At 71.6% G+C, this 24,643-nt stretch carries 19 protein-coding genes, 2 tRNA genes and 1 other RNA gene; 16 read left to right on the top strand and 6 right to left on the bottom strand.

The window, feature by feature from the left end; translation table 11 throughout:
* Nucleotides 1-32: 32 nt before the first annotated feature.
* Nucleotides 33-671 (bottom strand): hypothetical protein, encoded by a 639-nt coding sequence (locus tag DEI88_RS10905; RefSeq protein ID WP_111013522.1) that lies wholly within the window; start codon nt 669-671, stop codon nt 33-35.
* A 295-nt stretch (nt 672-966) separates the two neighbouring features.
* Nucleotides 967-1,054: transfer RNA gene (locus DEI88_RS10900), tRNA-Ser, on the bottom strand.
* Nucleotides 1,055-1,164: 110 nt separating this feature from the next.
* On the opposite strand from DEI88_RS10900, the gene pta reads away from it, so the two are divergent.
* Both pta and DEI88_RS10890 read left to right on the top strand, forming a co-directional pair.
* A complete protein-coding gene (gene pta / locus DEI88_RS10895) occupies nt 1,165-3,285 on the top strand; it encodes a phosphate acetyltransferase (protein WP_111036798.1) in 2,121 nt (706 codons plus the stop codon).
* Complete coding sequence (locus tag DEI88_RS10890) at nt 3,282-4,481, top strand: acetate/propionate family kinase (RefSeq protein WP_111071338.1); 1,200 nt, start codon at nt 3,282-3,284, stop codon at nt 4,479-4,481. The genes pta and DEI88_RS10890 overlap by 4 nt, the downstream gene beginning before the upstream one ends.
* A 155-nt stretch (nt 4,482-4,636) precedes the next feature.
* Here DEI88_RS10890 and DEI88_RS10885 read toward each other — a convergent pair whose 3' ends face one another.
* Entirely contained in the window at nt 4,637-5,308 is a 672-nt protein-coding gene (locus tag DEI88_RS10885; RefSeq protein WP_111071339.1) for an SDR family oxidoreductase, read from the bottom strand.
* Between the two features lie 66 nt (nt 5,309-5,374).
* On the opposite strand from DEI88_RS10885, the gene ffs reads away from it, so the two are divergent.
* From ffs to DEI88_RS10825, 12 genes are all read left to right on the top strand, one after another.
* Nucleotides 5,375-5,471, top strand: an RNA gene (gene ffs, locus DEI88_RS10880) — signal recognition particle sRNA small type.
* A 645-nt stretch (nt 5,472-6,116) separates the two neighbouring features.
* A complete protein-coding gene (locus DEI88_RS10875) occupies nt 6,117-8,813 on the top strand; it encodes a DNA polymerase III subunit gamma and tau (protein ID WP_111071340.1) in 2,697 nt (898 codons plus the stop codon).
* A gap of 2 nt (nt 8,814-8,815) precedes the next feature.
* Nucleotides 8,816-9,415, top strand: coding sequence for a recombination mediator RecR (gene recR / locus DEI88_RS10870; RefSeq protein WP_111013517.1), 600 nt, complete (start codon nt 8,816-8,818; stop codon nt 9,413-9,415).
* A 134-nt stretch (nt 9,416-9,549) separates the two neighbouring features.
* A complete protein-coding gene (locus DEI88_RS10865) occupies nt 9,550-10,815 on the top strand; it encodes an aspartate kinase (protein WP_111071341.1) in 1,266 nt (421 codons plus the stop codon).
* A gap of 12 nt (nt 10,816-10,827) precedes the next feature.
* Complete coding sequence (locus DEI88_RS10860) at nt 10,828-11,880, top strand: aspartate-semialdehyde dehydrogenase (RefSeq protein ID WP_111036794.1); 1,053 nt, start codon at nt 10,828-10,830, stop codon at nt 11,878-11,880.
* Between the two features lie 63 nt (nt 11,881-11,943).
* On the top strand, nt 11,944-13,428 hold the full coding sequence (locus DEI88_RS10855; protein ID WP_111036793.1) for a malate:quinone oxidoreductase: 1,485 nt from the start codon (nt 11,944-11,946) through the stop codon (nt 13,426-13,428).
* Between the two features lie 45 nt (nt 13,429-13,473).
* Nucleotides 13,474-14,703, top strand: a complete 1,230-nt coding sequence (locus tag DEI88_RS10850; RefSeq protein ID WP_258372042.1) for an Rv2578c family radical SAM protein — start codon at nt 13,474-13,476, stop codon at nt 14,701-14,703.
* Nucleotides 14,704-14,929: 226 nt separating this feature from the next.
* Complete coding sequence (locus DEI88_RS10845) at nt 14,930-16,219, top strand: sensor histidine kinase (protein WP_146242897.1); 1,290 nt, start codon at nt 14,930-14,932, stop codon at nt 16,217-16,219.
* A complete protein-coding gene (locus DEI88_RS10840; protein ID WP_111071342.1) occupies nt 16,216-17,361 on the top strand; it encodes a hypothetical protein in 1,146 nt (381 codons plus the stop codon). The genes DEI88_RS10845 and DEI88_RS10840 overlap by 4 nt, the downstream gene beginning before the upstream one ends.
* The gene (locus tag DEI88_RS10835; RefSeq protein WP_258370171.1) at nt 17,348-18,142 is read left to right on the top strand and encodes a DNA-binding response regulator; all 795 of its coding nucleotides are present in this window, start codon (nt 17,348-17,350) and stop codon (nt 18,140-18,142) included. Before DEI88_RS10840 ends, DEI88_RS10835 begins: the two co-directional genes overlap by 14 nt.
* Complete coding sequence (locus tag DEI88_RS10830) at nt 18,142-18,768, top strand: thymidine kinase (RefSeq protein WP_111009475.1); 627 nt, start codon at nt 18,142-18,144, stop codon at nt 18,766-18,768. Before DEI88_RS10835 ends, DEI88_RS10830 begins: the two co-directional genes overlap by 1 nt.
* Nucleotides 18,769-18,957: 189 nt before the next feature.
* On the top strand, nt 18,958-20,007 hold the full coding sequence (locus DEI88_RS10825; protein ID WP_111071343.1) for an LLM class flavin-dependent oxidoreductase: 1,050 nt from the start codon (nt 18,958-18,960) through the stop codon (nt 20,005-20,007).
* A gap of 123 nt (nt 20,008-20,130) precedes the next feature.
* Here DEI88_RS10825 and DEI88_RS10820 read toward each other — a convergent pair.
* The 3 genes from DEI88_RS10820 to DEI88_RS10810 form a co-directional block, all read right to left on the bottom strand.
* A tRNA-Pro gene (locus DEI88_RS10820) sits at nt 20,131-20,207 on the bottom strand.
* Nucleotides 20,208-20,285: 78 nt separating this feature from the next.
* Nucleotides 20,286-21,248, bottom strand: coding sequence for a metallophosphoesterase (locus DEI88_RS10815; RefSeq protein ID WP_111036790.1), 963 nt, complete (start codon nt 21,246-21,248; stop codon nt 20,286-20,288).
* Nucleotides 21,245-23,794 carry a transglycosylase domain-containing protein gene (locus DEI88_RS10810; RefSeq protein WP_111036789.1) on the bottom strand — a complete coding sequence of 850 codons (2,550 nt, stop codon included), beginning with the start codon at nt 23,792-23,794 and terminating at the stop codon, nt 21,245-21,247. The genes DEI88_RS10815 and DEI88_RS10810 overlap by 4 nt, the downstream gene beginning before the upstream one ends.
* Before the next feature lie 50 nt (nt 23,795-23,844).
* Here DEI88_RS10810 and sp36 point away from each other — a divergent pair, with 50 nt between their 5' ends.
* Entirely contained in the window at nt 23,845-24,003 is a 159-nt protein-coding gene (gene sp36, locus DEI88_RS10805; protein ID WP_258370170.1) for a Sp36 family protein, read from the top strand.
* Nucleotides 24,000-24,461 (top strand): RidA family protein, encoded by a 462-nt coding sequence (locus DEI88_RS10800; RefSeq protein WP_258368514.1) that lies wholly within the window; start codon nt 24,000-24,002, stop codon nt 24,459-24,461. The genes sp36 and DEI88_RS10800 overlap by 4 nt, the downstream gene beginning before the upstream one ends.
* Nucleotides 24,462-24,643 lie beyond the last annotated feature (182 nt).

Genomic DNA, 24,643 nt, shown 5'->3' with positions numbered 1-24,643 from the left:
CGGATCCGCACCGCCGAGGGTGCGGCCCGACGTCAGTGAGCGATGCGTCCCGCGGTCTCCGCGACGAGCGCCAGGACGACGAGCGACCCGACCCCGACCGCGATCGCCAGGATCGCCATCGGCCGCTCGTACCAAGCGCGACTCTGCGGGTACAGGCGGTGGAACTCCCGCAGCGGCATGGGCTTGGTGAGCTCCGTGACCCGTGCGTCCAGTGCCTCGGCGAGGTGCCCGAGCGCCGTGTCGTCCCACAGCACGCCCCGCATCCGGAAGAGCGGATGCCCGGACTCGGTCAGCGCGACGAGCTGGCGGGTCGTGCGGTCCACGGACGGACCGAACGTCGTCGCGAGCACGACCCGGTGCACGTGCGCACGGTCGAGCACGACGCGTGGTCCGAGCAGCCCGCGCATCTCGACGTGGTGCGAGCCGACGCCGGCGTACACCGTGCGGAACCGGACCACGAGCAGCGAGGTCAGCACCGCCGCGACGACCGCGACGGTCCCCACCGGCGCGACGAACCCGAGCGGGAACGACACCCACACGAGCGCGACCGCGAGTGGCACCGCGGAGAACAGGATGCTCAATGCGGTGCTCCGCAGGAACGCCCCGCTCGGCCGCACCACGAGGTGCGCCCTCCCCGGCGTCGCCCTGACGCGTGCCGTCGTCTCCCCCACGGATGCTCCTCGCCCCTCACGGTCCGGCGGCCACCGGGAGCCGTCCCGGTGGTCCGACGCGACGCCCCTGCCGCTGCCGGATCTCTGCCGTCACCGGTGACGGAGCGGCCTGCGAGCGTCAGCCTAGGGCCTGACCCCCGCGCCGTCCCAGCGTTGTGGGGGTGATCTGCGGATCCCCGCGACGTGGGGTTCGACCGGGTCCGGCAGGTGGGGGACCGGAGCTCCGGTGCGGGCGGTGACGGGCCTCCCGGGCGCGCCACGCGAGGGGCGACGGACGGGAATCGACGGTCGATCGTGGCGGAGGATGGGGGATTCGAACCCCCGAGGGCTTGCACCCAACACGCTTTCCAAGCGTGCGCCATAGGCCACTAGGCGAATCCTCCGGGCGTCGCCCTGTGGCGACGACACCCCATGGTACAGGTCCGGAGGCGGGCCGACGACCGCGGCACCGCGCCCTGGGGCGGCACCCGGCCCCCGGTCCTATCCTGGGGAGGTGTCGACCCGCATCTACATCACGTCAGCAGAAGGGCACACCGGCAAGAGCACCGTGGCCCTCGGGGTGCTCGAGACCCTCGCGCGGACCGTCGGCCGGGTCGGCGTCTTCCGGCCCGTGGCGCGGTCGACCGCCGAGCGGGATTACGTCCTCGAGCTGCTGCTCCAGCACACATCGGCGGGCATCGACTACGACGACGCCGTGGGGGTGACCTACGAGGACGTCCACGCGGACCCCGACGGGGCGCTCGCCACGATCGTGAACCGGTTCGCGCTCGTCGAGCGGCAGTGCGACGCGGTCGTCGTCGTCGGTTCCGACTACACCGACGTCGGCAGCCCGACCGAGCTGTCGTACAACGCGCGCATCGCGGCGAACCTCGGCGCACCGGTCCTCCTCGTGCTCGGAGGGCGGAGCAGCTCCGAGCGCGGCGCCCGGACCGGCGACGACGTCCGACAGATCGCGGAGTTGACCACGAGCGAACTCCGCGCCGCCCACGCGTCGTTGCTCGGGGTCGTCGCGAACCGCACCGCGCCGGAGCGCATCGACGAGGTCGTCGCCGGCATCCGCAGTGCGATCGCGACAGAGCACCCGGGCACGCCGGTCTGGGCGATCCCCGAGGACGCCGTGCTCGTCGCCCCGACGGTACGTGCCGTGCTCGCCGCGACGGACGCCACCCTGGTCAGCGGTGACGAGGCCCTGCTCGACCGCGAGGCCCTCGGCACGGTGGTCGCCGCCATGAGCATGGAGAACGTCCTGCCCCGGCTCATCGAGGGCGGGATCGTCGTCGTCCCGGGCGACCGCACCGACGTCCTCATCGCGACGCTGCTCGCGAACGACTCGGAGACGTTCCCCTCGCTCGCCGGGGTCGTCCTCAACGGCGGGTTCGAGACCTCGCCGCAGATCCAGCGCCTCCTCGAGGGTCTGTCGAGCACCCTGCCCATCGCCCGCAACGGGCTCGGCACCTACGACACGGCGCTGCGGATCACGCAGACCCGGGGGCGCCTCGCGGCGGACTCGCCGCGCAAGACCGACCTCGCCCTGTCGCTGTTCGAGCGGCACGTCGACGCGGACGAACTCCTCGCCCGGCTCGAGGTCGGACCGTCGTCCGTCGTGACGCCGCTCATGTTCGAGCACGGTCTGATCGACCGCGCCCGGGAGCTCCGGAAGCGGATCGTCCTGCCCGAGGGGGACGACGACCGGATCCTCCGGGCCGCATCGACGCTCCTGCAGCGCGACGTCTGCGACCTCACGATCCTCGGGGACCCGACGGCGGTCCGCACCCGCGCGGCCGAGCTCGGGCTCGACCTCGACGCCGCCGACGTGGTCGACCCCTCCGCCGAACCGCTCCGTGAACGGTTCGCCGAGGAGTACGCCCGTGTCCGCGCACACAAGGGCATGACCGTCGAGCTGGCGCGCGACCGGGTGACGGACGTGTCCTACTTCGGCACGCTCATGGTGCACCTCGGCCTCGCCGACGGCATGGTGTCCGGAGCCCGGCACACCACCGCGCACACGATCCGCCCCGCGTTCGAGATCATCAAGACCCGGCCCGACGTGTCGATCGTGTCGAGCGTGTTCCTCATGGCGCTCGCCGACCGCGTCCTCGTGTACGGCGATTGCGCCGTGGTGCCGGACCCGACCAGCGAACAGCTCGCGGACATCGCGACGTCCAGCGCGGCAACCGCCGCGCAGTTCGGCATCGAACCGCGCGTCGCCATGCTCAGCTACTCGACCGGGGACAGCGGATCCGGGGCGGACGTCGACAAGGTGCGGGCCGCCACCGCGTTCGTCCGCGAACGGCACCCCGAGCTGCTCGTCGAGGGCCCGATCCAGTACGACGCCGCCGCCGATCCCACCGTCGCCCGCGCCAAGATGCCGGACTCGCCGGTCGCCGGCCGCGCGACGGTGTTCATCTTCCCGGACCTCAACACCGGCAACAACACCTACAAGGCCGTGCAGCGGTCCGCCGGCGCGGTCGCGATCGGGCCCGTCCTGCAGGGGCTGCGCAAGCCGATCAACGACCTGTCGCGCGGCGCACTCGTCGGGGACATCGTCAACACCGTCGCGATCACCGCCATCCAGGCCGGGACCAGCGCCGAACCCAGGAAGCAGGCATCGTGACCACAGCACTCGTCGTCAACTCCGGATCGAGCTCCTTCAAGTACCAGCTCATCGAGCTCGAGGGGGAGCGCATGCTCGCGTCCGGGCTGGTCGAGCGCATCGGGGAGTCCTCCGGCGCCACCAAGCACACGAACGCCCTGACCGGCAAGTCCACCTCGAACGACGACGCCCACGTGCCGGACCACGCCGCCGGGTTCCGCGCGATGCTCGACGCCTTCGCCGCCGTCGGGCCCTCGTTCGACGACGAGCCGCCCGCCGTCGTCGGCCACCGGGTCGTCCACGGCGGCACCGACTTCGACCGCGCCACCGTCATCACGCCCGAGGTCGAGGCGCGGATCGACGCCCTGTCCGCCCTCGCACCGCTGCACAACCCGGCCAACCTCGAGGGGATCCGCGCCGCACAGCACGTGTTCGCGGACGTGCCGCAGGTCGCCGTCTTCGACACCGCGTTCCACCAGACCATGCCGCCGGAGGCCTACACGTACGCGATCCCGGCGGACCTCGCGCAGCGCTACGCGATCCGGCGGTACGGCGCGCACGGGACGAGCCACAAGTACGTGTCCGAGCAGACCGCGGTGTTCCTCGGCCGCCCGCTCGAGCAGCTCAAGACGATCGTCCTGCACCTCGGCAACGGGGCGTCCGCCGCCGCGATCGACGGAGGGCGCAGCATCGAGACGTCGATGGGCCTGACGCCGCTCGAGGGGCTCGTCATGGGGACCCGCTCGGGCGACCTCGACCCCGCGATCCTCATCCACCTGCACCGCGAGGCCGGCATGTCCTTCGAGGACCTCGACACCATGCTCAACAAGCAGTCGGGCCTGCTCGGACTCACCGGGAACGGGGACATGCGGGACGTCCAGAGCGACGCGTCCGAGGGCGACGACCGGGCGGAGGCGGCGCTCGCCGTCTACCGGCACCGGATCCGCCGGTACGTCGGCGCGTACACCGCCCAGCTCGGCGGCCTCGACGCCGTCGTGTTCACGGCGGGTGTGGGCGAGAACAACGCGCTCCTGCGGCGCCGGGTCCTGGCCGGGCTCGAGCACCTGGGGATCGAGGTCGACCACGACCGCAACGACCTGCACTCCAGCCGTGCGCGGCGGATCTCGACCGACCGCTCCCGGGTCGCGGTGCTCGTGATCCCGACGAACGAGGAGCTGGAGATCGCACGGCAGTCCGCCGCTGTGGCACTGCACTGATCTGCCGGACTCGCGGGCTCGCCCGGCGTCGGCGTCGGCGTCGTGGCGCCGCTGGCGCGTCCCCTGATCTCCAGCGCGCGCTGCTGCTGCCGCCCGGGCTGATGCGGGCCGTGACCCGCCGCCGCCTCAGATGCGGGCCGTGGCGCGCCGCCGCCTCAGAGCGCCGCGAGCGCCTCGTGGATCGGCACGTCGCCCGACGTGAGCTCGAACTGGCGACCGATCGCGGCACCCGCGAGCAGGGCCTCCAGGACGACCGCCGCGACGTCGGCCCGCGAGACGGAACCACGGGGCACCTCGGTGCCGGCGCGGACGGTGCCCTGGCCCGGGGTGTCGAGGAGACCTCCGGGACGCACGATCGTCCACTGGAACCCGCGTGCGCGGATGTTCGCGTCCGCCTCCGCCTTCGCCCGCAGGTAGACCTGGAACACCGCGCGGTCGTCCGCGGCCGGCAGGACCGCCGTGGCCGGGTCGTACGAGTCGGCGCCCATGGCCGAGATGAGCACGTACCGCGGCACCGAGACCCGCGATGCGGCGTCGGCGAGCAGGATCGCGGCGTCGCGGTCGACCGCGAACTTGCGTTCGGCACCGCTGTTCGGTCCGGCGCCCGCCGCGAACACGACGGCGTCGGCCTGCTCGAGGTCCACCGCCAGGTCGTCCTCGTCCATCTGCTCGAGATCCCGGACGATCGCGGTCGCGCCGGTGGCCTCGACGTCGGCGACATGCGCCGGGTTGCGGACGATCCCGACCGCGTCGTGTCCCGCCTGCCTGATGAGCCGTTCGAGCAGCAGGGCGATCTTGCCGTGTCCTCCGGCGATGACGATCTTCATGCCTCCACTGAACCGCCCGCGGCTGAGTGCGCGTCGATGAACGGGCGAGGCGTCCGCTAGACTGTCGGCGGCTCCTCACGTGACGCCATCCAGGCCAACTCCCCCAGGGCGGAAACGCAGCAAGGGCAACCGGGCTCTGGCGGGTACGTGGGGAGTCTTCTCGTTCCGCCGCCGCCCGCTGGAACCGGTCGATCACGGTTGCTCGGAGACCGCTGCAGGGGACCGGTGGCGCTGTCCGGCGTCCGGCGCGGACCGCCACGGCCGGCACCGACCCCCCGTTCCCCGAGTCCGGTCCGCGGTGCGCGTCCGTCGGATCAGTTGCGGCCGCTGGGCAGCGGCGCGGACGCGGCCCTGACACGCATGAGGGAGCGGCGGACGAGGATGACCCGAACATCGTCGTCCGCCGCTCCGAGGGGCCGGGGCGGCGATGACCCGAACACCGACGCGCCCCGGCTTCCGGGGGCCGAGGCTCCCGGAGCCCGCGATCAGGCGCTCGTCGTGGTGCCGTTCCGAGCCCGGCCAGCCGTCCGCGCCACGGTGGTCCGGACGATCGTCCGGCGCAGCGTGCACGACAGCGTCAACCGCTCGTTCATGAGCTCGACTCCTGATCCTGATCCGCCACGGATGGTCCTGCGATGGTCGGTCGCGCCGTGGCCGTACGTGGACGATACCGCTCCACGGACTGATCGGTACGCCCTTTCTGGGTCGACGTCCAGGTTCGCCAGCGAGCGCCGGGACCACGAGCTGACATCGCCGGGGTCTGTGGAGAGCGACCCCCGGTGTCGGCGGCGCCGATTACCCTGGTGGCGTGGTCACCGCCTTGTATCGCCGTTACCGGCCCGAGAACTTCGCCGAACTCATCGGCCAGTCGCAGGTGACCGATCCGCTGCGGACAGCACTCCGGGCAGACCGCGTCAACCACGCCTACCTCTTCAGCGGACCGAGGGGTTGTGGCAAGACCACGTCGGCACGGATCCTCGCGCGGTGTCTCAACTGCGCTCAGGGCCCGACGGACACGCCATGCGGAGTGTGCCCGAGCTGTGTGGAGCTGGCACGGGACGGCGGCGGGTCGCTCGACGTCATCGAGATCGACGCAGCCAGCCACAACGGCGTGGACGACGCACGCGACCTTCGCGACCGCGCCGTGTTCGCCCCGGCACGCGACCGCTACAAGATCTTCATCCTCGACGAGGCCCACATGGTCACGCCGCAGGGGTTCAACGCACTCCTCAAGTTGGTGGAGGAACCACCGGAGCACGTCAAGTTCATCTTCGCGACGACCGAGCCCGAGAAGGTCATCGGGACCATCCGCTCGCGGACCCACCACTACCCGTTCCGGCTCGTGCCGCCGGCGTCCATGCTCGAGTACGTCGAGCAGCTGTGCGCGCAGGAGTCCGTGTCGGTGGCGCCCGGTGTCCTGCCGCTCGTGGTCCGGGCCGGCGGGGGATCGGTTCGGGACACCCTGTCGCTCCTCGACCAGCTGATGGCCGGGAGCGAGGACCGCACGATCGCCTACGACCGCGCGGTCGCACTCCTCGGGTACACCGATGCCGCCCTGCTCGACGACGTCGTGGACGCGCTCGCCGTGGCGGATCCGGCCTCGGCGTTCTCGGCCGTCGACCGCGTCGTGCAGACAGGTCAGGATCCGCGTCGCTTCGTCGAGGACCTGCTCGAACGGCTCCGCGACCTCATCGTCGTCGCCGCCACCAACGAGGGCGCTGCGGGCGTGTTGCGCGGAGTCTCGCCCGAGGAACTCGAGACGATGACGCGGCAGGCGGCCGTCTTCGGCGCGGTCGGGCTCTCGCGCGCGGCCGACATCGCGAACCGTGCGCTCACCGAGATGACCGGCGCGACGTCGCCCCGCCTGCACCTCGAACTCATGGTGGCGCGGATGCTCGTGCCGGAGAGCGATGACAGCCAGCGGGGCGCCCTGGCGCGCGTCGAGCGCCTCGAGCGTCGCGTCGGCGTCGGTGACGCCGGGGGCACGACCGGTTCTGCGCCCGTCGCTGTCGTCACGTCAAGCGCACCGGCTGCCGCACCCGCGCCGGCGCCGGCGCAGGCCGCGCCGACGCCGGCCGCGCCGACCCCGGCTTCGACCCGTGCCACCGCTGCTGCTGCCCCGGCCAGCGCGTCCGGGACCGAACGGGCCGACGATGACGAGCAGCGCGCGGTCCCCGGCGCGGTCGAGGTCGTCCCCACGACCGGCAGCGCGCCCTCGGGTGCGGGCTCGCCCTCGTCGACCGGTGTCGGCGCGGCGCTCGCGGCCTCGCCGGCGGTCCGGGCCGTCGGCGAGCTGGGCGTGCAACAGGTGCGGGACAGCTGGCCGCAGGTCGTCGAGCACGTGCAGCGCGCTCGACGGTCCGCCTGGATGGTCGTCGTGACCGCGCAGGTGACCGCCTTCACGGACGACGTCCTCACACTGACGTTCCCGAGTCAGCAGGACGTCGCGTCGTTCAAGCAGATGACCGACCCGAAGGACAGCGTCAGCGAGTACCTCCGGGCCGCCATCCTCGATGTCCTCGGCGTCCGTGTGAAGTTCGTCGCTCGCGGGCCGGCACCCGCAGGGTCGAACCCGGACGCGGGACGGCCCGCATCCGAGCGTCAGGCGGTGCCGGAGCGTCAGGCGACACCCGAGCGCCAGTCGGCGCCGGAGCGTCAGGCGGTGCCGGAGCGTCAGGCGGTGCCGGAGCGTCAGGCGACACCCGAGCGCCAGTCGGCGCCCGAGCGCCAGTCGGCGCGCGAGCGCCAGTCGGCGCCCGAGCGTCAGCCGACACCCGAGCGCCAGTCGGCGCCCGAGTCCGCACCGGCGGCGCCGACGCGCGACGGCGCTCGCGGATCCTCCGAGCAGAGCAGCGCGCAGGTGCCGGCCTCAGCCGGGGGATCGGCGCCAGCAGCCGCGCCTGCTCCGTCCCGAGCATCCGCAGCCGCGCCGGCCCCCGCGCCCACCGGCCCGGTCACCGACTGGGTGGTCGCGACGATCCCGGCGTCCGATCCCACTGCAGATGCCGTCCCGGACGACGTCGAGCCGTCGTGGGCCGCGCCCTTCGGGGTGGCGTCGAGCCCGGACGGCACGGCACCGGCCGCCGTCGCGCCAGCCGGACGGACGGGCGGTGCGCCCGCGGGTGCCGCGACGAGCGCGCCCGCTGCCGGTGCCGTCCGTGGTCCGGCCAGCACCCCGGCTGTCGCAGGCGGACCGAGCGACGTGCCGGTCGACGACTACCCCCTCGACGACGAGCCCTACGACGACGGAGCGCCGTTCCCGGACCCGGGCCCGTCGGGTCGATCCGCCGCGGGGCCCGTACCCACCGGAGGACGAGCACCGTCGGCGTCCGCACCCCGCGGGGGCGGCACCCCAGCTCCCGCCCGGACGGCCCCGTCGGCGCCGGAGCGGCCCGCCCGTGTGCCGGTCCCCGGACGCTACGGCGAGGCGGTCGTCCGTGAGATCCTCGGGGCCCAGTTCATCGAGGAGACCACGCTCGACAGCAGCGGGTCCGGAGGCTTCTGACCATGTACGACGGCATCGTCCAGGACATCATCGACGAGTTCGGCCGTCTGCCGGGGATCGGTCCGAAGTCCGCGCAGCGGATCGCGTTCCACATCCTGCAGACCGAGTCGTTCGACCCGACGCGCCTCGCGGAACTCCTCATGACGGTCAAGGAGAAGGTCCGCTTCTGCGAGGTCTGCGGGAATGTGACCGAGACAGAACGCTGCAGCATCTGCCGCGATCCCCGCCGCTCGCCCGCGGTCATCTGCGTGGTCGAGGAGGCCAAGGACGTCGCCGCGATCGAGCGGACCCGTGAGTTCCGCGGGCTGTACCACGTGCTCGGCGGCGCGATCAGCCCGATCGACGGCGTCGGCCCCGACGACCTCCGCATCCAGGGTCTGCTGACGCGGCTCGCGGACGGCACCGTGGACGAGGTCATCATCGCGACCGATCCGAATCTCGAGGGCGAGGCCACGGCCACCTACCTCAGCCGGCTCCTCGTGCCGATGGGGGTCCGGACGACGCGCCTCGCTTCCGGACTCCCGGTCGGTGGGGATCTCGAGTACGCCGACGAGGTCACGCTCGGACGCGCGTTCGAGGGGCGCCGGCTCGTGGGCGGTTGACCCGGGCCTCCCGGTCGACGGGTGCCGGTCGGCGACCACCGGAGTCCCAGCGCGTGGCGTGCACGCGACGCAACAGTCCGAGGACACTCGGTAGAATCGGCGGACCGCGTCCGTGGGAGTCCAGGAGTTCGTCAGTGGCATTGATCGTGCAGAAGTTCGGTGGCTCGTCCGTCGCGGACGCCGAGAGCATCAAGCGCGTGGCCAAGCGGATCGTCCAGACGAAGAAGGCCGGCAACGACGTCGTCGTGGCCGTCTCCGCGATGGGCGACACGACGGACGAGCTCCTCGACCTCGCGAGCCAGGTCACCCCGTTGCCGTCCGGTCGCGAGCTGGACATGCTCCTCACCGCGGGCGAGCGGATCTCGATGGCGTTGCTCGCGATGGCGATCAAGAGCCTCGGGGTCGAAGCCAGCTCGTACACCGGCAGCCAGGCGGGCATGCTGACCGACGCCCAGCACGGCCGTGCCCGGATCGTCGACGTCACCCCGAAGCGCGTCCGTGAGGCCCTCGACGCCGGGCACGTGGCGATCGTCGCGGGGTTCCAGGGCTTCAACCGCACGACGGGCGAGATCACCACCCTCGGCCGCGGTGGCTCCGACACGACCGCCGTCGCCCTGGCCGCTGCCCTCGGTGCCGACGTGTGCGAGATCTACACCGACGTCGACGGCATCTTCAGCGCCGACCCGCGGGTCGTCCCGAAGGCGCGCAAGATCGACCGCATCACGAGCGAGGAGATGCTGGAGCTCGCGGCCGCGGGCGCCAAGGTCCTCTACATCCGCGCCGTCGAGTACGCCCGGCGGCACGGCGTCACCCTGCACGTCCGGTCCTCGTTCAACAACACCGAGGGCACCATCGTCTACAACCCTGCCGAGGGGGAGTCCGTGGAAGAACCGATCATCACCGGCATCGCCGGCGACCTCTCCGAGGGCAAGATCACGGTGGTCGGCGTGCCCGACCAGCCGGGCAAGGCGGCCGAGATCTTCACGACCGTCGCCCGGGCCGGCGCGAACATCGACATGATCGTGCAGAACGTCTCCGCCGCGGCGACCGGCCGCACCGACATCTCGTTCACGCTGCCGAAGTCGCAGGGCTCCGGGGTCCTCACCGCGCTCGAGGCCTCGAAGGCGAGCATCGGCTACGAGACCGTGCAGTACGACGACCAGATCGGCAAGCTCGCCCTGGTCGGTGCCGGCATGCGGACGAACGCCGGGGTGTCGGCGCAGCTGTTCCGTGCGCTCCACGAGGCCTCGATCAACATCGAGATGATCTCGACGAGCGAGATCCGGATCTCGGTCGTCACGCGGGCCGACACCCTGAACGAGGCGATGCGCGTCGTTCACTCGGCGTTCGGTCTCGACGCCGACGTCGAAGCCGTCGTCTACGCCGGCACCGGCCGGTAGACAGGAGACACCATGAGCGAGCTCACCGTCGCCGTCGTCGGCGCCACCGGGCAGGTCGGCACCGTCATGCGCCGTCTGCTGGAGGACCGTGCCTTCCCCGCCACGACGGTCCGGTTCTTCGCCACCGCCCGCTCCGCAGGCACGACGTTGCCGTTCCGGGGCGAGGACATCGTCGTCGAGGACTCGGCGACCGCGGACCCGACGGGCATCGACATCGCCCTGTTCTCCGCCGGGGCATCGGGATCCCGGACCCTGGCACCGCGCTTCGCCGCCGCGGGGGCGCTCGTCATCGACAACTCGAGCGCCTGGCGGATGGACCCGGATGTCCCGCTCGTCGTGAGCGAGGTCAACCCGCATGCGATCGACGAGGCACGCAAGGGCATCATCGCGAACCCGAACTGCACGACCATGGCGATCATGCCGGTACTCAAGGTGCTCGATGCCGAGGCCGGTCTGCGCCGGCTCGTCGCGACGACGTACCAGGCCGTCTCCGGCAGCGGCCTCGCCGGCGTGGAGGAACTGCTCGGGCAGGCCCGGGCGGCGCTCGAGCAGGACGCCGCAGCCCTCACGCACGACGGCTCCGCCGTGACCTTCCCGGAGCCCACGAAGTACGTCGCGCCGATCGCCTTCGACGTCATCCCCCTCGCGGGCAGCATCGTCGACGACGGCTGGGGCGAGACGGACGAGGAGCAGAAGCTCCGGAACGAGAGCCGCAAGATCCTCGAGCTGCCCGACCTGCTCGTCGCGGGGACCTGCGTCCGGGTCCCGGTGTTCACGGGGCACTCGATCTCGGTGAACGCGGAGTTCGCGCGCCCCCTGACGCCGGAGCGAGCGTCGGAGGTCCTCGCCGGCGCACCGGGCGTGCAGTTGTCCGAGGTCCCGACGCCCCTGCAGGCCGCCGGCGCCGACCCGAGCTTCGTCGGGCGGATCCGGACGGACCGTTCGGCACCCGAGGGGCACGGGCTCGCCCTCTTCGTCAGCAACGACAACCTCCGGAAGGGTGCCGCGCTCAACGCGGTCCAGATCGCGGAGGCGGTGCTCGCCCGCCGCGCGGTCGTCGCCTGACCCAGGCCGTGCCTCCCGGCCCCGGCGCAGCCGGTGTCGGACCGCCGCCGGTAGGATCATCGGGTGCCAGAGAAGCCAGTGCAGCCGTTGGACGTCGTCCTGATCGGCGGTGGCATCATGAGCGCGACGCTGGGCGCGCTCATCCACCGTCTCGAGCCGGACTGGTCCATCCGGATCTACGAGCGCCTCGCCGACGTCGCCGAAGAGTCCTCCAACCCCTGGAACAACGCGGGAACCGGGCACTCGGCACTCTGTGAGCTGAACTACACGCCGGAGTTGCCCGACGGTTCCGTGGACATCAGCAAGGCCATCGGCGTCAACGAGCAGTTCCAGGTCTCGCGGCAGTTCTGGGCGCACCTCGTCGAGACCGGCGCGCTCGCCGCTCCCGAGACCTTCATCAACCCGACGCCGCACATCAGCTTCGTCTGGGGCGAGGACAACGTGTCCTACATGCGCACACGGTACGAGGCGATGAAGGACCACCCGCTCTTCGCCGGCCTCGAGTACAGCGACGACGCACGCCAGATCCGCCGGTGGGCGCCCGCGCTCATCCCCGGCCGGAAGCGGTCGCAGCCCATCGCGGCAACGTACTCGCCCGCCGGGTCCGACGTCGACTTCGGTTCCTTGACGCGTCAGCTCGTCGACGGGCTGCGCCGGGACGGCGTCCAGTTCGAGTCGAACCACGTCGTGAAGAACGTGTCGCGCCGGAAGGACGGCACCTGGGAGCTCCTCGTCAAGAACGAGGTGGGGCAGTCGAGGTCCCGCATCGCAGCGAAGTTCGTCTTCGTGGGTGCCGGCGGTGGCGCGCTCCAGCTCCTCCAGCGCTCCGGCATCCCGGAGATCCGCGGCTACGGCGGGTTCCCCGTGAGCGGTGAGTTCCTCCGCTCCGACGACCCGGCGGTCGTGGTCAAGCACGCCGCCAAGGTCTACGGCAAGGCGTCGGTCGGCGCGCCGCCCATGTCGGTGCCGCACTTGGACACGCGGATCGTCGACGGTCAGGCGAGTCTGATGTTCGGGCCGTACGCCGGGTTCAGCCCGAAGTTCCTCAAGCAGGGCTCCTGGTCGGATCTCTTCCGGTCGATCCGGCTCCACAACCTGCGGCCGATGCTGTCGGTCGCGTTCTCGAACATGGACCTGGTCCGCTACCTGGTCGGGCAGCTGCTCGCGAGCCGGTCCCGCAAGTTCGCCGCGCTCCGGGACTTCATGCCGTCCGCACAGCCGGGGGACTGGCACCGGATCACGGCGGGACAGCGCGTCCAGGTCATCAAGCCCGACCGCGAGCGAGGCGGTGTCCTGCAGTTCGGCACCGAGGTCATCACCTCGGCGGACGGCAGCATCGCCGGGCTGCTCGGCGCCTCGCCCGGGGCGTCGACCGCGGTGCCGATCATGCTCGGGCTGCTCGAGCGCTGCTTCCCCGACCGCCGGGACCGCTGGGCGGATGCCATCCGGGGGATGGTGCCGACGTACGGCAAGCGGTTGTCGGACGACCCGGCGCTCGCTGACGAGACGCTCACCCGGACCGCGGCGACGTTGCACCTCCACCGCTGACCGCTGCCGCTTGACCTCCGTTCGAACACGTGTTCGAATGGGGACATGCGGTGGGACGGCCAGACGATCGATGCCTCGGACGACGCGATGCTCCCCGGGCTCGCGTCGAACCGCGGGTTCGTCCGGAGCGTGACGACGCCGGAGTTCGCCGGGGTCACGTTCCACGAGGTCCTGGCCAAGTCGGCGCTCAACCGGGTCGGCGGCCACGACGGCGGCGTGTGGGGGTGGACGATCAACCCCTATCGGGGCTGCAGTCATGCCTGCGTGTACTGCTTCGCCCGCCCCACCCACGCCTACCTCGAGTTCGACGCCGGAGCGGACTTCGACCGGCAGATCGTGGTCAAGACGAACGTGTCCGAGGTCCTCACGCGTGAGCTGGCGCGACCCTCGTGGGATCGTCATCCCGTCGCGCTGGGCACGAACACGGACCCGTACCAGCGTGCCGAGGGGCGATACCGGCTCATGCCCGGGATCATCCGCGCGCTCGCCGACTCGGGCACGCCGTTCAGCATCTTGACGAAGGGCACCTTGCTCCGTCGCGACATCCCGATCCTCGTCGAGGCCGCGGAGCGCGTCCCGGTGGACCTCGCCATGTCCATCGCCGTGTACGACGACGACCTCCAGCAGTCGGTGGAACCAGGGACGCCCTCGACGGCCGCGCGCTTGGCGACCGTGCGCGCGGTGCGCGACGCCGGACTCGACTGTTCCGTGTTCCTCATGCCGATCCTCCCGTACGTCACGGACACCAAGGCACACCTGATGGATGCGGTGGGCCGTGCGGCGGCAGCCGGGGCGACGAGCGTGGTGTTCTCCGCCCTGCACCTCAAGCCGGGCGTCAAGCCGTGGTTCATGGACTGGCTCGGACGACGCCACCCGGACCTCGTCGAGCGCTACCGGCGGATGTACCTCGATGCCGCGTACGCACCGCGGGACTACCGACGGTGGCTCTCGGAGCGGATGCGGCCGATCCTCGCCGACCACGGCCTGCCCGTGGGGCGAGTGGACCCGGCGACGGGCTCCATGGGATTCCACGACGGTTCGCCACTCAAACGGGCCGCGGCGTCCTTCGGTGACGAGGTCGGCGAGGCACAGGGCGCTGCGTCGGCTGCGGCTGCCCCGGTGACCCCGGTGGCCCCGGTGGCCCCGGCAGCAGCGGTCCGGATCCTCCCGGCAGTTGGGGCCCCGGCGGTGCCGACCGCCGTGTCCCCGACCACGGCAGGCCGCGCCCGAGGGGACCTCGACGTCGCCGCAGGGTCGGCCGTCACCCTGTTCTGACGTCGTCATCCACGCCCGGCGAGCATGGTCGCGCGGGCGCTGCCTCCGCCGACGTCGCGGGTCGGCTCTCGGGCTCGGGTCCGGGCATTCGGGGGACACACCATGGTCGCGACGGCCCGCTACAATCAGGTCAACCCGAGCCAACTCCACTGTTCGGGGTACACGACGCGCGCTGTGGTGGTTGAATCGGCCGCGGCGCACCAGGGCGGCGGAAGGGACGGCACCGATGCTCGGGATTCCAACGCACCTCGCGCCGCGCGTGAACGCATGGTCGCTGGTGCGGGCGTTCCACGCTGCCGCCCTCGCAGCACTGGTCGCACTCGTCGCGGTCCTCGGGCTGTACGGCGCGGTCATGGGGTCGCCGCGCGTCGGACTCGCGGTGCTCGCGCTCGTCCCGACGACCGTGATGATCGCCGTCCACGCACGCATCGGTACGTGGCGCTCTGCGGCGGCGTTCCTGCTCGTGGGGGGCGCGTGCTCGTACTGGTTCACGATCGTCGTGGCGAGCGGCCTCGGCGCGCCCACCTGGATCGAGTCGTACCTCTTGTCGCTCGCCGTCATCCCGCTCGTCCTCGTGGGTGGGGCGAGCACGTCGACGGGACGGGTGATCGCGTGGTCGATCCTCGGGTTCTCGGTCGGTCACCTCGCGACGTTGATCGGCACCGCCCAGGTGATCGGTCAGGTGGTGCCGACCCTGCTCGCGTGGGTGACCATGGGGCTCGTCGTCGGGATCGTGGGCGTCGCCACGGGGCTGACCGCGCGGTTGCAGCGCGTCCAACCCGAGCTGCTGCGGTCGGCGCGCGAGGAGCACGTGTCGACGTACCGGCAGGGCATCGAGCTCGAGGCCGCGGCGATCCTCCACGACACGGTCCTCAACCACCTCAACGCGATCGCCCTCGCCCCCGCGGGCCCCATGGACGCCACCCTCGCCCGGACCGTCGACGAGGACTTCGCGATGCTCACCGGACACGAGTGGTTGGCGGCGCCGGACGCGGGCCGGGACGCCGATGCGCAGGGACGAGCCGTGACGGACGACGACGTGGTCCACCGGACGGTGGAGGAGTGCCGGTCCGCGGGCCTCCAGGTCGACCTGACCGGCGACCCGGGCGTCACCGCCCGGCTGGACCAGCCGGTCGCGGCCGCGCTCGCGCGTGCGCTCGCGCAGTGCCTGACGAACGTCCAGAAACACGCCGGTACCGATCGCGCCGAAGTCAGCGTGTTCGACGACGGCCTCATGTGCACCGTGATGGTCGTCGACGACGGCCGGGGCTTCGACGAGCGGACGACCGGCGCCGACCGCCTCGGTCTCCGCAACTCCGTGCGGCAGCGGATCGATCGCGTCGGTGGTGAGGTGCAGGTGTGGTCCTCGCCCGGCAGCGGGACCAGCGTCATGATGTCCGTGCCCTTCGGTCCGGGCCGACGCGGTGCCGCCGAGGGTGACGCGCGGCGCGCCGGCGCGGTCTCGGCACCCTCGTTCCCCGCCGGAGACGACGGCCGGCTCAGGTCGGCCTCGTGAGCCGCGAGCCCGCTCGGACCCCGCAGCAGTACGACCCGCTCGGCGCACTCGGGTCCCGCCCGCTCGCCCTCGTGACCGGGGCCGCCTCGGTCGTCTGGGCGCTCGTGGCCTCCATCGTCGCCCGGGACGTACCGGGGAGTCCCACGCTCTCCGCGCTCACCGTGCTGCTCGTCGCGGCGGCTGCCGGTGTCTCGGCGTTCGCGACGAGTCCGTTCCGTGCGCCGTTCGAGCGCGGGGCGTTCGTCGCCTACACCGCGCTCCTCGCGGCGGCGTCGATCGCGAGCGTCGCGGCGCAGTGGGGCCCGGACCGGGACGCCGCGAACGACTTCATGCCGCTCGTCACGGGCGTCGGCATCCTCGTGATGGCGCCCTACCGGCCCTGGCGCGACGTCCTCGTCGGCGGGGTGGTCCTGGCGGTCGTCGACGCCGTGGCGTTCGGGGCCGTGGCCGCCGCGTTCCCGTCCAGCGTGCCGGTCGCGGTGTCGGCCGTGCTCGCCGCCGTCCCCACCGTCGTGCTCACGACCGCGGCCGTGGCGTTCGCGTGGACGTTCGTCGGTCTCGCCGAGCGGGTGCAGATCCGCGCGGCCTCGTACTCGGTCGAGCGCGCGGAGCGGGACGGCATCGCCCGCAGCGTCCAGCAGGACCGGGTGACCATCCTCGCGCGCGACGTCATCCCGTTCTTCGAACAGCTCCGGAGGCGCGAGGCGATCACCGACGCCGACCGTGCCCGCGCGCGCTCCATCGCCGACGGCATCCGCCGCGTCATGGTCGCCGAGGCGGATCGCACCTGGCTCGAGCAGGCGCTCATGGCGGACGACGCCGAGGCCGCGCACGTCGATGATCCGGGTGCACTCATCCGCAGCATGGACGTCGACCAGCGGACGGTCGTCCGCACGGCGGTCCGCGCGGTGCTCCGGGCGTCCACCGTCGACCCGGCGGGCGTCCGGATCCGGATCGAGCCGGACCCGCACCACGACGGCCGCGTCCGCTTCACGCTCGAGGCCGCGGTCGCAGCCACGGACCTCGCCATCCACCGCGCCTTCGATCCGTACCTCGCCGTCCTCCGCGTGACGTTCCCGGACCTCGACGTCGAGGTCCGTCCTTCCGCCCTCGCACTAAGGTTCTCTTATGACCAGCACTGACCCGAACAGGCTGACCAACGGGCAGTCGGCGCGGTTCCCTGCCGCCGACGCCCGGCCCGCCGGAGCGACGTCCGTGCCGGCCACCGCGCGCGACGCCCGCGCCGCCCAGGGGGCACCGGGTCAAGGAGCAGGGCAGAGCGCACGGCGCGTCCGGCTCGCGATCCTCGACGACCACGAGGTCCTCCTCGACAGCCTGTCGAGCTGGATCTCGGTGAACGCCTACGACTTCGATCTCGCGCTCACCGCGCACAGCTGGCTCGAGATGGTGCACAGCGACAGCTTCCCGACCGACCTCGTGTTCCTCGACTTCCAGCTCAAGGAACCCGTCTCGATCGAGGCCCGGGTCCGGACCTGCCGTGCTGCCGGCGCGAAGGTCGTGGTGTTGTCGAGCGTCGACACGCGGGAGTCCCGCGACCGTGCACTGCAGGCCGGAGCCGCGGCGTTCCTGTCGAAGTCGCTGCCGATGCGCGAGGTCATGGACATCGCCCGCGACATCATGGGCGTCGCTCGTGAGGCCGCTCCGCAGCGCGACTGGCGTCCCCTGCCGACCGGTGCGAACGCGCACCAGCGGCCGAAGCTGAGCCACGGTGAGGAAGAAGCGCTCCGGTTGTACGTGTCGGGGTTCTCGACGAACGAGGTCGCCGCGCAGATGAACGTGCAGTACGAGACCGCCAAGACGTACCTGCGTCGCGTGCGGGAGAAGTACGGCAAGGTCGGTCGGCCGGCATCGAAGAAGTCCGATCTCATCCGGCGCGCGGCGGAGGACGGGTTCCTCCAGTAGTGGCGAAGCTGTACTTCCGCTACGGCGCCATGAACAGCGGCAAGAGCACCGCGCTGCTCCAGGCGGCGTTCAACTACGAGGAGCGGGGCCAGCGGGTGCTCCTCGCGAAGCCCTCGGTGGACACGAAGGGCGACCGGCACATCGTCTCGCGCCTCGGCGTGACCCGTCCCGTCGACCTCGTCGTCGGTGGGTCGGACGACGTGCGCGCCGCGGTGGCCACGGCGAGCGGGACCGACCCGATGTCGTCGTCCCTCGACGGCATGGTGCGGCCGGTGAGCTGCGTCCTCGTCGACGAGGCCCAGTTCCTCACGCCCCGGCAGGTCGACGACCTGCTCCGCATCGCCGTCCTCGACGAGGTCCCGGTGCTCGCCTACGGTATCCGCACCGACTTCCGGACCGAGGCGTTCCCGGGCAGCCGCCGTCTCCTCGAGGTCGCCCACTCCCTCGAGGAGCTGAAGACCATCTGCCGATGCGGCCGGAAGGCCGTGTTCAACGCGCGCAAGGTCGACGGCGTGTTCGTCTTCGCCGGGTCGCAGGTGGCGATCGACGGCGCCGACGTGACGTACGAGTCGCTCTGCGCCACCTGCTACCTCACCGAGTCCGGCGGCGTCCTCGACGGCGACTGACGTCGGTCGGGAGGCGCGGTGCCGGTCCGACCGCACCGTGCCGCCCGGGATCCAGCCGCGGTGGCGGCCCGCTGCGGGTCCGGCCCGAGCCGTGCCTCCCGGGATCCAGCCGTGGTGCCGGCCCGCTGCGGGTGGGCCCGGGCCGTGCCTCCCGGGAATCCGGCGGCGCCACGAGGCGTTGCAGTGGGCATGACCGACACCAGCGTGCACCTGTCCGTCCTCGACCTGGCGACGCGGGAGTACGGGCAGTCGAACGGTGACGCGCTCCGGGGGAGCGTGGAGACCGCGACCGTCGCGGAGCGGCTCGGGTACGAGCGGTTCTGGGTCGCGGAGCACCACGGCATGCCCGGCATCACCTCGTCCGCACCGGCGGTGCTGCTCTCCGCCGTGGGCGCGGCCACGTCCACGATCCGTATCGGCAGCGGCGGTGTCATGCTGCCGAACCACGCCCCACTCGTCGTCGCCGAGCAGTTCGGCACGCTCCGTGCCCTCTACGGCGACCGCGTCGACCTCGGGCTCGGACGCGCTCCGGGTACCGACGGGGCGACGGCGATGGCCCTTCGTCGGACCGACCGGCTCGACGTCGACGACTTCCCCGACCGCCTCGCCGACCTCATCGGGTTCTTCACGGGCATGGAGCCCACGAACCCCCTCGCGCGCATCCAGGCGGTCCCGGGATACGGCGACGTGCCGGAGTTCTGGCTGCTCGGGTCGTCCGGCTACAGCGCCCAGGTCGCCGGCGTGCTCGGCGTCTCGTTCGCGTTCGCGCACCACTTCGCCGCGGACAACACCGAGGCGGCGCTGGAGCTCTACCGGTCCTCGTTCCGTCCGTCGCGGTTCCTGTCCGAACCGCGGTCGATGATCGGCGTCCAGGTCGTCACCGACGAGGACCCCCGAGTCGTCGACGAGCAGTCCGCGCCGGGCATGATCTCGTTCATCCGCATGCGTCAGGGTGCGAAGCCGCAGCCCGTGAGCATGGACGAGGCCCGGGCCTATCAGTTCGACGAGCTCGAGCGCCGGTTCATCGCCGCGCGGATCGCCCGCCAGGCGTACGGCTCCGCCGACGAGGTCGCCGACAAGCTGTCGTCCCTGCTCGACTCGACGGGTGCCGACGGCCTGATCATCGCGCCGGGTGCCGCGCAGGCCCCGTACCGGCACCAGGCGCTCGAGACCGTCATGCGGCTGCACCGGGAGGGCCGGATCACCCGGACCGCGTCGGCTGCTGCTTCCGCCCTCTGACGCGTCCGCCACGCGGACGCGCATCCGCGAGCGGCCGACGGACTGGGGCTGGCCGGTCGCGAGCGGCGGTCCTGCCTGCGGAAGGACGAAGGGCCCGGCTCACATGAGCCGGGCCCTTCGTGGTGGTCGGGGTGACAGGATTTGAACCTGCGACCTCCTCGTCCCGAACGAGGCGCGCTACCAAGCTGCGCCACACCCCGCGGTGCGGTTGTCCGAATCGGAGCAACCCCAGAAGTCTACCGGATGATCGGGGGTGTTCGAGACCACGCGTCGGATGGTCAGACCGTGCGCGCCGTGAGCGTGACGACGACCGCCTCGGGTCGGACCGCGAACCGCACGGGCGCGTAGATCGACGTCCCGATCCCCGCCGAGACCTCGAGCCAGGACCAGTGCGTCCGGTTCTCCCACCGGTGCAGACCGCTCGCGTAGCGCCGGGGGAGGTCCGAGTTCGTGACGAGCGCGCCGTACCCGGGGACCGCGACCTGGCCGCCGTGCGTGTGTCCCGCGAACACGATGTCCGCGCCCTGGGCGACGAACGCGTCGAGCACGCGGCGGTAGGGCGCGTGCGTCACGCCGATCGACACGGGCTCCGGTCCCGGCTCGTCCGTCCACGGGACGTTCTCGCGGAGCTCGTCGACGGTGTTCGGCAGGAGATCGAGGCGGTCCCAACCGCGGTGCGCGTCGCCGGTCCCGAACAGTTCGAGGCGTGAGCCGCGGAGTTCGACGGCACGTGCCCGGTTGTTCAGGTCGAGCCAGCCCAGGGACTCGAAGAACGCGTGCTGGCGCGTGACGTCGAGGCGCACCGGTTCGACGTCCTTGCGGAGCTGGCTGGGGCCGCCGAAGTACTTGAGCGGGTTGCGCGGGCTCGGCCCGAAGTGGTCGTTCGAGCCGTCGACGAAGACGCCGGGCACGCCGCGGAACGGTTCGAGTGCGTACTCCACCGCCGCGTTCGCCATCGGGTGGCTGACGTTGTCGCCCGTGTTCACGATGAAGTCGGGCTCGACGAGGCTCAGGTCACGGAGCCACTGCTGCTTGTCGGACTGCCACGGCGCCATGTGGATGTCGGACAGGTGCAGCACGGTCAGGTCCCGTGATCCCGGTGGCAGGACCGGGACGGTCTCCCACCGGATCGAGAACCGCCGACGCTCCACGAGCGTGCCCCACGCCGCACTCCCGACGCCGACGGCCGCGCCGACCGCGAGGACGCCGAGCGCGGCCGAGCCGCCGCGACCGCGCGTCACTTGCAGTTCCCCGGGTCCTTGCCGTCCGGCGTCCCGTACAGCGTGAGCGTCACCTGGGCCGACTTCGTCGCGGCGGTCCCGGCGGCCGGGTCCGTCGACGCGACCTTGCAGGCCTGGCCGTTCGTGCCCTTCTGGAAGGTGCCGCTCACGGTCACGGACGTGAAGCCCTGATCGCCGAGGGTCGCCTTGGCGTCCGACGACGTCCTGCCCTTGACGGCGGGGACCTTCGCCTGGGACCCGTCGCTGGTGAACACCGTGACGCTCGATCCCTTCGAGAGCATCGTGCCCGCGGTGGGCGAGGTCGAGGACACCGTGCCCGCGGCGGCGGACCCCGCCTGTGTGCCACCGTCGACGAACGTGAAGCCGTCCGCGGCGAGCGTCGTCTGGGCGTCGGCCGTCGTCTTCCCGCTGAGGTCCGGCACGCTCACGGAGGACCCGTTGATCGCGGACGACGTGGGGTCCGTGAACACGCCGGGTGCGTACTGCTGGTTGACCGGCGTCTGCGCCTGTCGCCAGACGGACGCGCGCTGCGACGCGAGGGTGGTCCCGCTCGCGGGCGAGTACACGTGCCGGAGGCTGATCCGCTTGCCGTCCGTGTTGCCCTGCCAGTAGGCCGTGACGACCTTGGTGCTCCCGCCGACGAGCCAGATCTGGTCGGCGTTGTCGGTGGTCCCCGTCTTGCCGAAGAGCTGGGCTCCGTCGTACGTCTGCGCGCCCACCGCGGTGCCGCTCGAGATCGTGCGCTTCATCGCGTAGACCGCGGCCTGCGCCACGCTCGGGTCGATGACCTGCTTGCACTGCTTCGTCTGGCCGCCGAGCGACGTGCCGTTCGCGTCCGTGATGCCGTCGATCGCGATCGGAGCGCAGTACACGCCGTTGTTCGCGACGGTGGCGTACGCCGACGCCATCGTGAGGGGCGCGATGTTGTTCACACCGAGCACGGACGAGGGCACGGTCTTCAGCGCCTTGCCGTCGGCGTCGTGCACGCCGAGCTTCTGCGCCACGTCACGGATGTCGCAGAGGTCGAGCTTGGCCGCCATGGACTCGAAGGCCGCGTTGACCGACTCGGCGGTGGCGTTGACGACCGAGTAGTACCCGCGTTCGCCGAGCGAGTCGTTCTTCGGGTTCCAGGGGGTGTACAGCGTGCTCCCGCAGTGCTGCCATGCGCTCACCGTGTGGGGCGTCCCGTTGACGCTCTCGTACAAGCCGTGCCCGTTCTCGAGCCAGTCGAGGAGCGTGAACAGCTTGTACGTCGACCCGGTCTGGAACCCGATCGAGTTGCCGTACTTGTGGTCGACGCTGTAGTTGATGCTCGTGGATGACGGGGGCGAGGTCGGGGACTGGTCGTAGTCCTTGTTCTGCGCCATCGTCAGGATCCGCCCCGTGGACGTCTCGACGGAGTCGAAGGTCGACCCGAGCGAGAGCGCTGTCGAGCCCTTGTCGTCGTACGTGTCGAGCAAGGTCTTCTGCTGCCCGTTGAGGTCGAGGTCGAGCGTGGTCTGGATCTTGTACCCGCCGGTCCGCCACGCGGCGTCGCGTTCCTCCTGGGTCCCGCCGAGCTGGTCCATCTCCTTGACGACCTTGACGGCGTAGTCGCAGAAGAACTGGGCGCCGGTTCCACCGGCCGCCTGGCACCCCTGCGTGGCCGGGGTCAGGTGGACGTAGTCCGCGGGCTTCGTCACGAGGGCGCTGTCGAGGTCCGCCTTCGAGATGTCGTGCTCGGCGAACATCGCCTTGAGGATGACGTCGCGGCGGGCCTGGTTGGCGTCGTAGTACTTCGGGTCCGAGAGGTTCCGCGTGTTCGGCGACTGCACGATCGCCAGGATCGACGCGGCCTCGACCGGCGAGAGGTTCGTGGCGCTCTTGTTGAAGTAGTGTTGCGCTGCCGCCTGCACCCCGTACGTGTTGTCGCCGAAGTACGCGATGTTGAGGTACGCGGTGAGGATCTGCTTCTTCGTGTACTTCTTCGCCAGACCGATGGCGAGCTTCATCTCCTCGAGCTTGCGCGGGATCGTCTGTTCGACGGCCTGGTTGTAGGCCTTCAGCTGCTCGGCCTTGGTCGGCTTCTCGAGCGCCTGCTGCATCTTGATGTTCCGGACGAGCTGCATCGTCAGCGTCGACGCCCCACCGGAGTCACCGAGGCTGCCACCGGCGATGCTGCCCACACCCGCGCGCACCAACGACGCGACGTCGACGCCGCCGTGGCTCCAGAAGCGGCGGTCCTCACCGTCGACCGCGGCGTCCTTGAGCATCGGGGAGATCTGGTCGTACGTCAGTTCCTCGCGGTTCTGGTCGTACACGGTCGCGAACTGCACGGACTTGCCGCCCTGGTACGCGTAGAGTTCATTCCGCTGAGGCAGCGCACCGATCTCGATGTACTCCGGCAGCGACTCGAAGACGCCGATCGTGGACGTCGTCGTGACGCCCGCGACGGCGATGGCGGGGGTCACCCCGATCGTCACGAGCAGTCCGGCGAGCACGCTGAAGCCGACGAAACCGACCAGGGCGCCGACGGCGGAGACGGGCTTCGTCCTCTGGGCAGACATAGGATGCAGCCTAGATGATGCCCCCGACCGTCCAGCTGACAAGGAGCCGCATGCCCCGCTGGGAGTACCTCACCACCCCGTTGATCATCCACAACACGACGGCGATCCTGAACAACTTCGGCCAGGACGGCTGGGAGCTGGTGCAGGTGGTGCAGGGTCCCGAGGGCGGGCTCGTGGCGTACCTCAAGCGTCCGCTGGCGTCGGCGTGAACGTCGACGCACGACTGGCCGAACTCGGCATCACCCTGCCGGAGGTCGCCGCCCCGGTCGCGTCCTACGTCCCCGCCGTCGTGGCCCAGGGCTTCGTGTACACCTCCGGGCAGCTGCCGTTCGTCGACGGAGCGCTCCCGGTCAGCGGCAAGGTCGGCGCGCAGGTCACCGCGGACGTCGCCCGGGACCAGGCACGCCAGTGCGCCCTCAACGCCCTCGCCGCGGCGCGTGCCGCGATCGGGTCGCTCGACCGCGTGGCTCGCGTGGTCAAGGTGACGGGGTTCGTCGCCTCCGACCCGTCCTTCACCGGGCAGCCCGGCGTCGTCAACGGCGCGTCGGACCTCCTCGGCGCGGTCTTCGGCGACGTCGGCGTGCACGCGCGCAGCGCCGTCGGGGTGGCGGTGCTGCCGCTCGACGCGCCCGTCGAGATCGAGCTCGTCCTCGAGCTCGCGGCCTGACACCGCCCGGGACGCCGCGAACCGACGCCGGGTACGCCGTGACCGGTCGGTGTGTTGGGGGAGACCGGCCACGGCGCCGCGCATCGCCGCAGGTGCGGTGACCGCCCGTCAGAGCGTCGTCCGCGCGGGCGCCGCGTCGTCACCATCCGGTCGTTGATCGGACAACGCGTGCGCTTCGCGGT

Source organism: Curtobacterium sp. MCBD17_003, assembly GCF_003234885.2.
Classification (GTDB): domain Bacteria; phylum Actinomycetota; class Actinomycetes; order Actinomycetales; family Microbacteriaceae; genus Curtobacterium.
The sequence above is the reverse complement of the archived record's forward strand: the minus strand, read 5'-3'. Positions and strand labels throughout refer to the sequence as shown.

Excerpts from the sequence above, each read along its gene's own strand:
- DEI88_RS10810 (WP_111036789.1), bottom strand. The coding sequence starts at position 23,794 with ATGTCTGCCCAGAGGACGAAGCCCGTCTCCGCCGTCGGCGCCCTGGTC.
- sp36 (WP_258370170.1), top strand. The coding sequence starts at position 23,845 with ATGCCCCGCTGGGAGTACCTCACCACCCCGTTGATCATCCACAACACG.
- DEI88_RS10885 (WP_111071339.1), bottom strand. The coding sequence starts at position 5,308 with ATGAAGATCGTCATCGCCGGAGGACACGGCAAGATCGCCCTGCTGCTC.
- recR (WP_111013517.1), top strand. The coding sequence starts at position 8,816 with ATGTACGACGGCATCGTCCAGGACATCATCGACGAGTTCGGCCGTCTG.
- DEI88_RS10845 (WP_146242897.1), top strand. The coding sequence starts at position 14,930 with ATGCTCGGGATTCCAACGCACCTCGCGCCGCGCGTGAACGCATGGTCG.
- DEI88_RS10835 (WP_258370171.1), top strand. The coding sequence starts at position 17,348 with ATGACCAGCACTGACCCGAACAGGCTGACCAACGGGCAGTCGGCGCGG.
- DEI88_RS10860 (WP_111036794.1), top strand. The coding sequence starts at position 10,828 with ATGAGCGAGCTCACCGTCGCCGTCGTCGGCGCCACCGGGCAGGTCGGC.
- DEI88_RS10850 (WP_258372042.1), top strand. The coding sequence starts at position 13,474 with ATGCGGTGGGACGGCCAGACGATCGATGCCTCGGACGACGCGATGCTC.
- DEI88_RS10825 (WP_111071343.1), top strand. The coding sequence starts at position 18,958 with ATGACCGACACCAGCGTGCACCTGTCCGTCCTCGACCTGGCGACGCGG.